This window comes from Phaeovulum molybdatiresistens, from assembly GCF_023544865.1.
GTDB lineage: Bacteria > Pseudomonadota > Alphaproteobacteria > Rhodobacterales > Rhodobacteraceae > Pontitalea.
On record NZ_JAMJFX010000008.1, the window covers coordinates 93,547 to 106,144 of the forward strand.

Sequence of the window (12,598 nt, forward strand, 5' to 3'; positions counted from 1 at the left end):
GCCGTGCCGTAAGATCGCCTTCCCGTTGCACTGCCCCAAAGAGGGATCATGACAGAGCCGCTGCTTTCGCCAGACATCGCGCCCTTTGCCGCCCTGCTGATCGTCCTTGGCATGTTCGTCATGTTCCTGCGCGAACGTGTCCCGCCCGAGGTGGTGGCGATGGGGGGCGCGGCGGTGATGCTGGCGCTGGGGCTGGCGCCGGTGGATCAGGCCACGCGTACCCTGGCCAATCCCGCGCCCTGGACCATTGCCTTCATGTTCCTGATCATGGGCGCGATGGTGCGCACCGGCACGCTGGATTGGGTGACCCAGCGCGCGGCGCGCCATGTGACCGACCGGCCGCGCCTGACGTTGGCGGCGATCGGGGTGCTGGTGGTGGCGCTGTCGGCCTTCATGAACAACACGCCCATCGTCATCGTGATGATGCCGGTCTTCATCGCGCTGGCGCGTTCGCTGGGCAAGGCGCCCTCGAAGCTCTTGATCCCGCTCAGCTATCTGTCGATCTTTGGCGGCACGGTCACGATGATCGGCACCTCGACCAACCTGCTGGTCGACGGGGTGGCGCGTCAGGCGGGGCTTGCGCATTTCGGCATCTTTGAAATCGCGCCGCTGGGGCTTGTGGTTTCGGCGGTCGGGGTTGCGTACCTGACGCTGCTGGGCCCGCGGCTGCTGCCGGAGCGCTATTCGATGTCCAACCTTCTGGGTGGCCGGTCGCAGATGAAATTCTTCACCGAGGTCGCCGTCCCCGAGGATTCGGCCCTGATCGGCAAACGCCTGGAAGAGGTCGACCTGTTCAAGCGCGACAACATGCGCGTGATCGACGTGCTGCGCGGCGATGCCTCGTTGCGGCGCGATCTGGCGGGGGTGACCATCGCGCCGGGCGACCGGGTGGTGCTGCGCACCCCCATGTCCGAGGTGCTGGGCCTGGCCAACAACAAGGAAATCCGGCTGATCGACAAGCTCAGCTCGGTCCAGACCAACACGGTCGAGGTGCTGATCACCCCGGGCTGCCGCATGATCGGGCGGCGCCTGGGCGAAATGCGCCTGCGCCGGCGCTATGGCGTCTATGTTCTGGCCGCGCATCGGCGCAACCAGAACATCGGCCGCCAGCTGGATGATCTGGAGGTGCGGGTGGGCGATACCCTGCTGCTGGAAGGCGCGCCCGCCGATATCCAGCGCCTGGCGGCCGACATGGAAATGGCCGATATCTCGCAACCCTCGGAACGGGCCTATCGGCGCGCCCATGCGCCCATCGTGATCGCGGTGCTGGCGGCGGTGGTGGGGCTGGCGGCGCTGGATCTGGCGCCGATTCTGGTGCTGGCCTTCCTGGGGGTGGCGGTGGTGCTGCTGACCGGCTGCATCGACGCCGATGAGGCATTCGGCTTTGTCGAGGGCCGCCTGCTGGCGCTGATCTTTGCCATGCTGGTCGTGGGGGCGGGGCTGGATGCCAGCGGTGCGGTGCGCCTGATCGTCGAGGTGATCAGCCCCGCGCTGGATGAGCTGTCACCGCGGCTTCTGGTGCTGGTCGTGTTCCTGATGGCATCCGTCATGACCGAACTGGTGACCAACAACGCCGTCGGCGTGATCCTGACGCCCATCGCCATCGGTCTGGCCACGCAGCTGGGGGTCGATCCGCGCGGCCTGGTCGTGGCGGTGATGTTCGGCGCGTCAGCCAGCTTTTCAACGCCGATCGGCTATCAGACCAACACCCTGGTCTATGCGCCGGGCGGCTATCGCTTTACCGACTTCCTGCGCATCGGTGTGCCGCTGAACCTGATCATGGCGGTGACGGTCAGCCTTGTGATCCCGTTGCTATGGCCGCTCTAGGCGCGCTATGCTGTAAGCCCCATGCTGCCCGGAGCCGTGCCATGACCCGCCTGATCCCCCGCCTTGCCCTTGCGCTGCTTGTCCCGCTGCTGGCGGCCTGCGCCTGGCCGCAGCCCCATGCCGTGCCCGACCGCATCAGCCTGTCGGCGCGGGTGCTGACGGTGGTCTTCACCGACGGCACCACCTGCCGGGCCGATATAGCCGTGCTGCCCGCGGGGCGGCTGACCGATTGCGCCTATCCGATCCGCTACGAGGTGGTGATCGAACGGCAAAGCCACCTGCGCGCGCTGGACCCGCTGTTTTCGCCCTATGCCACGGTGCTGCTGCGCGATGATCGCGGCCGGCGCTGGACCTGGCGCACCCCGCACCGGCGCATCGACCGCTGAGTCCCCGCACCTGCCTGCCCCCGCTTGCGGGCAGGCCCGTCGCTGGCATATAGAGGCGGCGATCAACACATACCGATGGGGGGCTCATGGCCGGGCATTCGAAATGGGCGAACATCCAGCACCGTAAGGGCAAGCAGGACAAGCTTCGTTCGAAACTGTTTTCTAAGCTGGCGAAGGAAATCACCGTTGCCGCGAAAATGGGCGATCCTGACCCCGAAAAGAACCCGCGCCTGCGTCTGGCGGTAAAGGCGGCCAAGTCGCAATCCATGCCCAAGGACGTGATCGACCGCGCGATCAAGAAATCGCAAGGCGGCGATGCGGCCGACTATACCGAAATCCGCTATGAAGGTTACGGCCCCAATGGCATCGCGGTGATCGTCGAGGCGATGACCGACAACCTGAACCGTACCGCGTCGAACGTGCGGTCCTATTTCACCAAGCATGGCGGCAATCTGGGCACCACCGGATCGGTCAGCTTCATGTTCGACCGGGTGGGCGAAATCACCTATCCCGCCAGCGCGGGCGACGCCGACACCGTGATGATGGCCGCGATCGAGGCGGGCGCGGATGACGTGGAATCCGATGACGAGGGGCACTGGATCTATTGCGCTGACACCGCGCTGAATGAGGTGTCCGAGGCGCTGGAAAAGGTGCTGGGCGAATCGACTGAATCGAAACTGGTCTGGAAACCGCAGAACCGCACCGATGTCGATCTGGACACTGCGCAAAAGCTGATGAAGCTGATCGACGCGCTGGAAGAAGATGACGATGTGCAGACCGTGACCGCGAATTTCGACGTTCCCGAGGATGTCGCGGCGCAGCTGTAATCCCGGTATTTCGGCCCCTGCCGGGCCTGCCGCGTAAGTTCTTTGGCCCCGCCCGATGGCGGGGCCTTTGCATTTGCGGGGCCCTCAGGGGGGCAGCAGAACCTGGGCCGCGGCGGCGCGGATCGCGCGCGTCAACGGCGCCAGCGGCCCGCGCATCCGGCGCAGCGCCTGCCAGTGCAGCGATACATCCAGCGGCGCGGGCGCAAGCGCCACCAGCCGGCCCGCCGCCAGATGATCGCGGATCAGCGGTTCGGGGTTCATCCCCCATCCCAGGCCCAGCAGGGCGGCTTCGACAAAACCCTGGGATGAGGCGATCTGATGCGTGGGCGGTGCGATCGGCGGCCCGGCTGTGCCGCCGCTGATCTGGCGGGCCCAGTCGATCTGCAGCCGGTCTTTGTGGTTGAAGGTGATCGCCGGTGCCTGCATCAGCGCCTGGGCCGTGGGGCCGTCGGGGAAATGGCGCGCGACAAAGGCGGGGCTTGCGGTGGCGATATAGCGCAGCCGACCCAGGGGCAGGCTGTCGCAGCCCGCCACCGGGCCGGGGGCGGCGGTCACGGCGGCCAGAACCTCGCCCCGGCGCAGCCAGTCGTCGGAATGGTCCTGATCGTCGATCACCAGATCGAACAGCATCCCCGCACAGGCGGCCAGTGCGGGCAGAACCCAGGTCGCCAGGCTGTCGGCATTGACCGCCAGGCGGATCACCGGGGTGGTCGCCGCCGCGTCCGGCGCGGCCAGATCGCGTTCCAGCAGGCGCACCTGCTGCAGGTGGCGGGCCAGCCGCAGCCCGGTTTCGGTGCCGGTGCAGGGCGTGCCGCGCCGCACCAGAACACAGCCCATCCGGTCTTCCAGCGCGCGGATGCGCTGGGATATGGCCGAGGGCGTGACATGCAGCGCCGCCGCCGCCGCCTCAAACGAACCGCGGCGCAGCACCTCGGCCAGGGCGGCCAGCGCGGGATAGTCCAGCATAAGTTTTCCTTAATCCACATAACCCAAATGAATTTGCCATGAACCGTCCCGCCCGGCTAGATCCGGCGCAAAAGGGGGGCGATCATGGTGGCCTATTGGGCGGGACTGAAGCTGGCGCTGGGGCTGATCATGGCGATCGGGGCGCAGAATGCCTTTGTGCTGCGCCAGGGGCTGCGGCGCGAACATGTGCTGGCGGTGGTGCTGTTCTGCGCGGCCTCGGACGCGGTGCTGATCGTGCTGGGCGTCACCGGCTTTGCCCGGATCAGCGCGCTGGCGCCGGGGTTCGGGCAGGCGATGCTGTGGGGCGGCGTGGCGTTTCTGATCTGGTATGGCGCGCGGGCCTTTCTGTCGGCCTGGCGCGGCGGTGGGGCGCTGGCGGCGGCGCGGGGCGGCGGGGCCAGCCTGGGCGCGACGCTGGGGATGCTGGCGGTGATCACCTGGGCCAATCCGCATGTCTGGCTGGATACGGTGGTGTTGCTGGGCGCGATTTCGGCGCAGTTTCCGGGGCAGGGGGCGGCCTTTGCGGCCGGTGCGGTCAGCGCCTCGTTCACCTTCTTCTTCGCGCTGGGCTTTGGCGCGCGGGGGCTGGCGCCGTTCTTCGCCCGGCCCTGGGCCTGGCGGGCGGTGGATGGGGTGATCGGGGTGATGATGTGGTCGATCGCCTGGCGGCTGGCGCAGGGCGCGCTGCAGGGCGCCACCGCCTGAGGCCTTGGCCATGGGCGCGCAATCGCCCGTGTGTCCGATACAATTCAGCCCTTGAACCCGCGGCCCGGCTGGGGCCTTGTGCGGGCATGAGCCGTTTGACAACCGATATTTCCCTGCAGGGGCTTTCCGGCCCGGTGATTGGCGTGCTGTGGATGCTGGCCTCGGGGCTGTGTTTCGTGGCCGTCACCGGGATCGTGCGCTATCTGGGCACCGATCTGCCTGCGGTGCAGGGGGCGTTTCTGCGGTTCGTCTTTGGCCTGGCCTTTCTGGGCCCGGCGCTGGTGGTGACGCTGCGGCGCGGGGTTCCGGCCGGGACGATGCCACTGTTTCTGGGGCGGGGGGCGCTGCATGCGGTGGCGGTGACGCTGTGGTTCTTTGCGATGGCGCGCCTGCCCGTGGCCGAGGTTACGGCGATCGGCTATATCAACCCGATCGTGGTGACGCTGGGCGGCGCGTTGTTGCTGGGCGAACGTCTGGCGACGCGGCGGTTGGTGGCGATCGCGGTCGCGGTGGTGGGTGCGCTGATCATCCTGCGCCCCGGGATGCGTGAGATTTCGGTGGGCCATCTGGCACAGCTTGGTGCCGCGGTGTCCTTCGGGCTAAGCTATCTGATCGCCAAGCGCCTGTCCGATCGCGTGCCTGCGGGCGCGGTGGTTGCGATGATGTCGCTGACCGTGGCCATCGCGCTGGCGCCGTTCGCGGTGGCGGTCTGGGTGCCGGTTGGCCTTGTGGCGCTGGCCTGGCTGGCGCTGGTGGCGTTCTTCGGGACCGTGGGGCATTACTGTATGACCCGGGCCTTTGCGGTCGCCCCGGTCACGGTGACCCAGCCGGTGACCTTCCTGCAACTGGTCTGGGCGATGTTGCTGGGCATGGCGGTGTTTGGCGAACCGGCGGACCCCTGGGTCTTTGCGGGCGGGGCGCTGATCATCGCCGCGATCAGCTACATGACCTGGCGCGAGGCGCAGCTGAAGCGCCGTGTCCTGACCCCCACGGCCCCGCAGACCAAGGTCTGAACGCGGGGCCGTTGCGCTAGCCGCGCGGGGCGATCAGCCGGGCCAGCACACCTTCGCGCGTGACGCGCCGCCCGTCGGCCAGCGGCAAGGCTGCCGCCCCGCGCAGCCGGTCCATCACCACCCGGATCGGGGTGTCGGGCGGCAGAGGCGGGCCCGGGGTCGCGCCCGGGGCGGGGTCGGGTTCGGCGGCATCGGCGGCGGTCAGCACACCCAGCGGGTTCATATGCGCTACGAAATCCGCCACATAATCGTTGACGGGGGCGGCGATGATGTCGCGCGCGCATCCGGTCTGGACGATCCGCCCCCCGTCCATCAGCGCGATGCGGTTGCCCAGCTTGAACGCCTCATCCAGATCATGGCTGACAAACAGGATCGTGCGTTTCAGCCGCGCCTGAAGTTCCAGCAGCTCATCTTGCAGGCGGGCGCGGATCAGCGGGTCCAGCGCCGAGAAGGGTTCATCCATCAAAAGAATCGGCGCGTCGGTGACAAAGGCCCGGGCAAGGCCCACGCGCTGCTGCATCCCCCCCGACAGATCGCCGACCTTCCGATCGGCCCAGTCCGACAGGCCGACCAGCGCCAGCTGTTCATCCACGCGTTCGCGCCGCGCCGCCGGGCCGAGCCCCGCCAGTTCCAGCCCCAGCCCCACATTGTCGCGCACGCTGCGCCAGGGCAGCAGGCCGAAGTGCTGAAACACCATCGCCACCTGTCGCAGCCGCAGGTTGCGCAGCGTCGCGCCATCGGCATGGGTGACCGAGGTCATCGCCCCGTCCACCCGCAGCCGCACCTCGCCCCGGCAGACGGGGTTCAACCCGTTGACCGCGCGCAAAAGCGTGGACTTGCCCGACCCCGACAGCCCCATCAGCACGACGATCTCGCCCTGATTGACGCTTAGCGAACAGTCATGCACCCCCAGCACCTGGCCGGTGGCCTGCTTCACCTCGGCCCGGCTGGCCCCCGCATCCATCAGCGGCAGGGCGCGGCCGGGATGGTCGCCAAAGACGATGCTGACCCGGTCGAATTCGATCGCGGCGGCGGGGGTCGGTTGCGGTGTCATGGCTTTCTGCGCACCTCCAGCATTACGCGCAGCACGGTCGCAAGCGCCACGATCACCAGCCCCGATTCAAAGCCCAGATCGGGCCGCATCCGGTTCAGCCCGTTCAGAACCGGCTTGCCCAGGCCATCGGCGCCCACCAGCGTTGCCACCACCACCATCGACAGCGACAGCATGATCGTCTGGTTCAGCCCCACCATGATCTGGGGAAAGGCCCAGGGCAGTTCCACCTTGATCAGCCGCTGGCCCGGGGTGGCGCCAAAGGCGGTGGCGGCCTCGACCAGCGCGGTGGGGGTCGAGGAGATGCCCAGATGGGTCAGCCGGATCGAGGCGGGCAGCGCAAAGATCACCGTGGCAATCAGCCCCGGCACCATGCCCAGCCCGAAAAAGATCACCGCCGGGATCAGGTAGACAAAGGTCGGCAGCGTCTGCATCAGATCCAGCACCGGCTCGATCACGCCATAGACCCAGCGCTTGCGCGCCGCCAGAATGCCCACAGGCACCCCCAGCCCCATGCACAGCGCGCAGGACACCAGGATCAGCGTCAGCGATTCGGTGGTGGCCTTCCAGTAGCCCTGATTAAGGATGAACAGCATCCCCAGCGCCACGATCAGGCATTTCTTCCAGCTGCGCTGCAATGCCCATGTCAGGCCTGCGAACACCGCGATCAGGATCAGCGGATGGGGCGCCTGCAACAGCCACAGCGTGCCCTCGATCAGCCAGCCCATCGCCTTTGACAGGGCGTCGAACGGGCCCTGGGCATGCGCCTTGAGCCAGTTCACCACGGCCTGTGCCGCGGCGCCCACGGGTATCTTGCTGGCAATCAGCCAATCCATCCTGTCGCCCTTGCCTCGCTGCAAAAACCCGATGGGGCAATCCGGCCCGGCGCCGGGGCCAAGGCCCGGCGCCGGTGGCACCCGGATCAGTTCAGCGCGGCGCTGACCGCGGCCATCGCATCGCCGCCCTCGCGCGTGGTCACGCCGGCAAGCCAGGGCGCGATCGCATCGGGGTTGGCGGCAAGCCAGGCGCGGGCGGCCGCATCGGGTTCGGCCCCGTCATTCAGGATCGCGCCCATGATCTCATTTTCCAGCGCCAGCGAAAATTCCAGGTTCTGCAGGAACTGGCCCACATTGGGGCAATCCGTGGCAAAGCCCTTGCGCACATTGGTCGCGACCGTCGCCCCGCCGAAATCGGGGCCGAACCAGTCATCGCCCCCCGCCAGATAGGTGATCTGATAGGTGCTGTTCATTGGATGGGGTTCCCAGGCCAGAAAGATCACCGGCGCATTGGCACCATCGGCGCGTTCGACCTGCGACAGCATCCCCGGTTCCGAACTTTCCACCAGGCTGAAGCCGGACAGGCCAAAGGCATCGGCGGCGATCATGTCCTCGATCAGGCGGTTGCCGTCATTGCCCGGCTCGATCCCGTAGATCCGGCCGTCCAGCGCGTCCTTATGCGCGGCGATGGCGGCGAAATCGGTGATGCCCAGGGCCGCGCCCGCGGCATTGGTGGCCAGCGTGTATTTCGCGCCCACAAGGTTGGTGCGCAGGGTTTCCACGCTGCCCGCCTCGCGGTAGGGGGCGATGTCGGCCTCCATCGTCGGCATCCAGTTGCCCAGGAACACATCCACATCGCCCGTGGACAGCGCCGAATAGGTCACCGGCACCGACAGCGTCTTGACATCGGTCTCATATCCCAGCGCGCCCAGGATCGTGGTGGCCACCGCGGTGGTCGCGGTGATGTCGGTCCAGCCGACATCCGAAAAGGTGACCTTGTCGCACTGGGCCTGGGCTGCGCCTGTGGCGGCCAGCAGGGCAAGGGTCGAAAGGGTCGCGGTCAGTTTCATCGGGCACTCCCTGTGTCTGTTCCATGGCGGTCCGCGCGGGCGCGGCCGGTTTCTTGATTGACGAGTCAATTAACTCACGCCAAAATCCTTGGCGTAATCATTTCCGGGGAAACATGGCCAGGATCTCTGCAGAACCTAAACGACGGGCGGACATTGTGAAAGCGACGATCGTCGAGATCGGCGCGCGCGGCTCGCTTGAGGTGACGGTGGCCCAGATCGCGCGGCGCGCGGGCGTCAGCTCGGCGCTGGCACATCACTACTTCGGCTCGAAAGAGGCGATCTTTGCCGCCACCATGCGCCATGTGCTGACGCTGTTCGGCGCCGAGGTGCGCGGCGCACTGGCCAGCGCCCGGGGCCCGCGCGCGCGCCTTGAGGCGATCATCCGCGCCTCTTTCGCGGCCGGCTCGTTCCGGCGCGAGGTGGTGTCCGCCTGGCTCAACTTCTACGTCCTGGCCCAGACCGACCCCGAGGCGCGGCGCCTGCTGCGCGTCTATCACCACCGCCTGCGATCCAACCTGATCCATGACCTGCGCCCTCTGGCAGGCCCGCGCGCGGCGCGTATCGCCGATGGCCTGGGCGCCTTGATCGACGGGCTTTACCTGCGCGCGGCGCTGTCCGCCCCCGGGCAGGGCACCCCCGACCGCGACGGGGCCATCGCCCTGGTGCTCGACACGCTGGGGCGCGAACTGGCCCCCCGCGACCCGGGGCAAAATCGCTGACTGCCGCTTCTTCTTGGACCAAATACTCCCGCCGGAGGCCTTGATGCTGACCGCCCAACCGACCGCCAGCCATTTCGTCGATGGCCGTTACCACGAAGACGCCACCGGCGCGGCGATTGCGGTGACCTATCCCCATACCGGCGCGGTGATCGCGCGGCTGCACACGGCCACGCCCGCGGTGATTGAACTGGCCTTGGCCAGCGCGGCGCGCGCGCAGGTCGAATGGGCCGCCCTGCGTCCGGTCGAACGCGGCCGCATCCTGCGCCGCGCGGCCGATCTGATCCGCGACCGGGGGGCGGAACTGGCGCGGCTGGAAACGCTCGATACCGGCAAGCCGATCCAGGAAACCGAGGTGGCCGACTGGCCCTCGGGCGCGGATGCGCTGGAATATTTCGCGGGCCTTGCGCCCACCGTGACCGGGGAAACCATCCCGCTGGGCGGCGATTTCGCCTATACCTTGCGCGAGCCGCTGGGCGTTTGCGTGGGCATTGGCGCCTGGAACTACCCCAGCCAGATCGCCTGCTGGAAGGCCGCGCCCGCGCTGGCGATGGGCAATGCGATGGTGTTCAAACCCTCCGAGGTCACGCCCCTGGGCGCGCTGAAGCTGGCCGAGATCCTGCATCAGGCGGGCCTGCCGGCGGGGCTGTTCAACGTGGTGCAGGGCGGCGGTGCGGTGGGGGGGCAGCTGACCCGCGATCCGCGGGTGGCCAAGGTGTCGCTGACCGGCTCGGTGCCCACGGGCGCGCGGGTCTATGCGGCGGCGGCCGAGGGGATGAAGCATGTCACCATGGAACTGGGCGGCAAGTCGCCGCTGATCGTCTTTGACGATGCCAACCTTGAAGATGCGGTAGGGGCGGCGATGCTGGGGAATTTCTATTCCTCGGGGCAGGTCTGTTCCAATGGCACGCGGGTCTTCGTGCAGCGCGGGATCAAGGCGCGGTTTCTGGCGCGACTGGCCGAACGGACGGCACTGATCCGCGCGGGCGACCCGCTGGACCGCGAGACGCAATTCGGCCCGCTGGTCAGCCCCGCCCAGCACGCGAAGGTCATGGACTATATCCGGATCGCGCAGGCCGAGGGCGCGCGGCTGGTCTGCGGCGGGGCGGCGGGCCGGGAAGGCGCGAATTTCGTGCAGCCCACGGTCTTTGCCGAGGTCACCGACACCATGACCCTGGCCCGCGAAGAGGTCTTTGGCCCGGTGATGGCGGTGCTGGATTTCGACACCGAGGATGAGGTGATCGCGCGGGCCAATGCCACGCAATTCGGGCTGGCCGCGGGGGTCTTTACCGCCGATCTGGCCCGCGGGCACCGGGTGATCGGGCGGCTGCAGGCGGGCACCTGCTGGATCAACGCCTATAACCTGACGCCGGTGGAAATGCCCTTCGGGGGTGTCAAGGCGTCGGGGCTTGGGCGGGAAAATTCCCGCGCGGCGATTGAACATTACAGCCAGCTGAAGGCGGTCTATGTGGGAATGGGGCCGGTCGCGGCCCCCTACTGAGGCGCCGGGCGGCACAGGCCGGGGGCTGTCTGCCCCCGGACCCCCGAAGGTATTTGGCGCAAGGTGAGACGATGGACGCGGATTATGTGATCGTAGGCGCAGGCTCGGCCGGGGCGGCGCTGGGCTATCGGCTGGCGCAGGCCGGGCGCCGGGTCATCATCATCGAGCACGGGGGCAGCGATGCGGGCCCCTTTATCCAGATGCCTGCGGCGCTGTCCTATCCGATGAATATGGGGATCTATGACTGGGGGTTCCGGACCGAGCCTGAGCCGCATCTGGGCGGGCGTCGGCTGGCCACCCCCCGGGGCAAGGTGATCGGGGGGTCGTCCTCGATCAACGGGATGGTCTATGTGCGTGGTCATGCCCGCGATTTCGACCAGTGGGCCGAACTGGGGGCGGCGGGTTGGGCCTATGCCGATGTGCTGCCCTATTTTCGGCGGATGGAACATTGGCATGGCGCGCGTGATGGCGCCGATCCGGTCTGGCGCGGGCAGGCCGGGCCGCTGCATGTGACCCGCGGGCCGCGGGCGAACCCGTTGTTCGGTGCCTTCATCGCGGCGGGGCAGCAGGCGGGCTATCCGGTGACGGCGGATTACAATGGCCATCAGCAGGAAGGCTTCGGCCCGATGGAGGCCACGATCTGGCGCGGGCGGCGCTGGTCGGCGGCCAATGCCTATCTGCGCCCCGCGCTGAAGGGCGGCAACCTGACCATCCGGCGCGGATTTGCACGGCGCGTGGTGATCGAGGGGGGCCGGGCGGTGGGGGTCGAGATCGCGCGGGGCAGCGGCGCGGTGGAGGTGGTGCGCGCCCGCGCCGAGGTCATTCTGGCCGCCAGCGCGATCAACACGCCCAAGCTGCTGATGCTGTCGGGGATCGGTCCTGCGGCGCATCTGGCCGAACACGGGATCGGGGTGCTGGCCGACCGGCCCGGGGTCGGAGCCAATCTGCAGGACCATCTGGAAATCTACATGCAGTTTGCCGCGGCGCAGCCGGTGACGCTTTATAAATACTGGAACCTGTGGGGCAAGGCGCTGATCGGGGCGCAATGGCTGTTCACAGGGCGGGGGCTGGGGGCGTCGAACCAGTTTGAGGCCTGTGGCTTCATCCGGTCGGCTGCCGGGGTGGATTATCCCGACATCCAGTATCATTTCCTGCCGATCGCCGTGCGCTATGATGGCCGGGCCGCAGCCGAGGGGCATGGCTTTCAGGCCCATGTCGGGCCGATGCGGTCGAAATCGCGCGGGGCGGTGACGCTGCGCAGTGCCGATGCGGGCGCGGCGCCGGTGATCCGCTTCAACTACATGTCCCATCCCGATGACTGGGAGGAGTTTCGCCGCTGTGTGCGCCTGACGCGCGAGATCTTTGCCCAGCCTGCGATGGCCGCCCATGTCCGGCGGGAAATCCAGCCCGGCGTGGATGTGCAGACCGATGACCAGATCGACGCCTTCATCCGCGAACATGCCGAAAGCGCCTATCACCCCTGCGGCACGGCGCGGATCGGTCGGGCCGACGACCCGATGGCCGTGGTCGACCCCGAGTTGCGCGTGATCGGGGTTGCGGGGCTGCGCGTGGCCGACAGTTCGGTCTTTCCGCGCATCACCAACGGCAATCTGAATGCGCCCTCGATCATGGTGGGGGAAAAAGCGGCGGATCATATTCTAGGGCGGGGCATGCTGCCGCCGGACCCTGCCGAACCCTGGCTGCACCCGCGTTGGCAGATCGCGCAGCGTTAAGGTTGCCCCACAAAATCGCTTGCCCGA

12 protein-coding genes are annotated in these 12,598 nt (G+C 67.8%); 8 read left to right on the forward strand and 4 right to left on the reverse strand.

Translation table 11 applies throughout. The annotated features are described in order from the left end of the window. Window positions 1–48: 48 nt before the first annotated feature. The 3 genes from MXB90_RS07880 (at window position 49) to MXB90_RS07890 (ending at window position 3,040) form a co-directional block, all read left to right on the forward strand. Window positions 49–1,827 (forward strand): SLC13 family permease, encoded by a 1,779-nt coding sequence (locus MXB90_RS07880; protein WP_250043273.1) that lies wholly within the window; start codon window positions 49–51, stop codon window positions 1,825–1,827. A 41-nt stretch (window positions 1,828–1,868) separates the two neighbouring features. Continuing rightward, window positions 1,869–2,213 (forward strand): hypothetical protein, encoded by a 345-nt coding sequence (locus MXB90_RS07885; RefSeq protein ID WP_250043274.1) that lies wholly within the window; start codon window positions 1,869–1,871, stop codon window positions 2,211–2,213. A gap of 86 nt (window positions 2,214–2,299) precedes the next feature. Further along, window positions 2,300–3,040 (forward strand): YebC/PmpR family DNA-binding transcriptional regulator, encoded by a 741-nt coding sequence (locus tag MXB90_RS07890; protein ID WP_250043278.1) that lies wholly within the window; start codon window positions 2,300–2,302, stop codon window positions 3,038–3,040. 84 nt (window positions 3,041–3,124) lie between these two features. On the opposite strand, the gene MXB90_RS07895 is transcribed toward MXB90_RS07890, so the two are convergent. Beyond that, window positions 3,125–4,006, reverse strand: a complete 882-nt coding sequence (locus tag MXB90_RS07895; RefSeq protein WP_250043280.1) for a LysR family transcriptional regulator ArgP — start codon at window positions 4,004–4,006, stop codon at window positions 3,125–3,127. Window positions 4,007–4,090: 84 nt separating this feature from the next. On the opposite strand from MXB90_RS07895, the gene MXB90_RS07900 reads away from it, so the two are divergent. Together MXB90_RS07900 and MXB90_RS07905 are read left to right on the forward strand one after the other, a co-directional pair. Beyond that, window positions 4,091–4,711 carry a LysE/ArgO family amino acid transporter gene (locus tag MXB90_RS07900; protein ID WP_250043284.1) on the forward strand — a complete coding sequence of 207 codons (621 nt, stop codon included), beginning with the start codon at window positions 4,091–4,093 and terminating at the stop codon, window positions 4,709–4,711. A gap of 86 nt (window positions 4,712–4,797) precedes the next feature. Further along, window positions 4,798–5,724, forward strand: a complete 927-nt coding sequence (locus MXB90_RS07905; protein ID WP_284040770.1) for a DMT family transporter — start codon at window positions 4,798–4,800, stop codon at window positions 5,722–5,724. Window positions 5,725–5,740: 16 nt separating this feature from the next. Here the strand turns inward: MXB90_RS07905 and choV are convergent, their stop codons facing one another. The 3 genes from choV to choX all read right to left on the reverse strand — a co-directional run bounded on the left by choV (window position 5,741) and on the right by choX (window position 8,621). Continuing rightward, window positions 5,741–6,778, reverse strand: coding sequence for a choline ABC transporter ATP-binding protein (gene choV, locus MXB90_RS07910; protein ID WP_250043287.1), 1,038 nt, complete (start codon window positions 6,776–6,778; stop codon window positions 5,741–5,743). Continuing rightward, window positions 6,775–7,611: a choline ABC transporter permease subunit gene (choW, locus tag MXB90_RS07915; RefSeq protein WP_250043290.1), complete on the reverse strand. Its 837-nt coding sequence runs from the start codon at window positions 7,609–7,611 to the stop codon at window positions 6,775–6,777. The genes choV and choW overlap by 4 nt, the downstream gene beginning before the upstream one ends. Window positions 7,612–7,697: 86 nt before the next feature. Continuing rightward, window positions 7,698–8,621, reverse strand: a complete 924-nt coding sequence (gene choX / locus MXB90_RS07920) for a choline ABC transporter substrate-binding protein (RefSeq protein ID WP_250043307.1) — start codon at window positions 8,619–8,621, stop codon at window positions 7,698–7,700. 113 nt (window positions 8,622–8,734) lie between these two features. Between choX and betI the strand changes: the two genes are divergently transcribed. The 3 genes from betI to betA all read left to right on the forward strand — a co-directional run bounded on the left by betI (window position 8,735) and on the right by betA (window position 12,571). Further along, complete coding sequence (gene betI, locus MXB90_RS07925; protein ID WP_250043309.1) at window positions 8,735–9,340, forward strand: choline-binding transcriptional repressor BetI; 606 nt, start codon at window positions 8,735–8,737, stop codon at window positions 9,338–9,340. A 46-nt stretch (window positions 9,341–9,386) separates the two neighbouring features. Then, window positions 9,387–10,838 carry a betaine-aldehyde dehydrogenase gene (gene betB / locus MXB90_RS07930; protein WP_250043418.1) on the forward strand — a complete coding sequence of 484 codons (1,452 nt, stop codon included), beginning with the start codon at window positions 9,387–9,389 and terminating at the stop codon, window positions 10,836–10,838. A gap of 71 nt (window positions 10,839–10,909) precedes the next feature. After that, window positions 10,910–12,571 (forward strand): choline dehydrogenase, encoded by a 1,662-nt coding sequence (betA, locus tag MXB90_RS07935; protein ID WP_250043321.1) that lies wholly within the window; start codon window positions 10,910–10,912, stop codon window positions 12,569–12,571. Window positions 12,572–12,598: the final 27 nt, after the last annotated feature.

Coding starts and splice junctions, on each gene's coding strand:
- MXB90_RS07880 (WP_250043273.1), top strand. CDS start 49: ATGACAGAGCCGCTGCTTTCGCCAGACATCGCGCCCTTTGCCGCCCTG.
- MXB90_RS07885 (WP_250043274.1), top strand. CDS start 1,869: ATGACCCGCCTGATCCCCCGCCTTGCCCTTGCGCTGCTTGTCCCGCTG.
- MXB90_RS07890 (WP_250043278.1), top strand. CDS start 2,300: ATGGCCGGGCATTCGAAATGGGCGAACATCCAGCACCGTAAGGGCAAG.
- MXB90_RS07895 (WP_250043280.1), bottom strand. CDS start 4,006: ATGCTGGACTATCCCGCGCTGGCCGCCCTGGCCGAGGTGCTGCGCCGC.
- MXB90_RS07900 (WP_250043284.1), top strand. CDS start 4,091: ATGGTGGCCTATTGGGCGGGACTGAAGCTGGCGCTGGGGCTGATCATG.
- MXB90_RS07905 (WP_284040770.1), top strand. CDS start 4,798: ATGAGCCGTTTGACAACCGATATTTCCCTGCAGGGGCTTTCCGGCCCG.
- choV (WP_250043287.1), bottom strand. CDS start 6,778: ATGACACCGCAACCGACCCCCGCCGCCGCGATCGAATTCGACCGGGTC.
- choW (WP_250043290.1), bottom strand. CDS start 7,611: ATGGATTGGCTGATTGCCAGCAAGATACCCGTGGGCGCCGCGGCACAG.
- choX (WP_250043307.1), bottom strand. CDS start 8,621: ATGAAACTGACCGCGACCCTTTCGACCCTTGCCCTGCTGGCCGCCACA.
- betI (WP_250043309.1), top strand. CDS start 8,735: ATGGCCAGGATCTCTGCAGAACCTAAACGACGGGCGGACATTGTGAAA.
- betA (WP_250043321.1), top strand. CDS start 10,910: ATGGACGCGGATTATGTGATCGTAGGCGCAGGCTCGGCCGGGGCGGCG.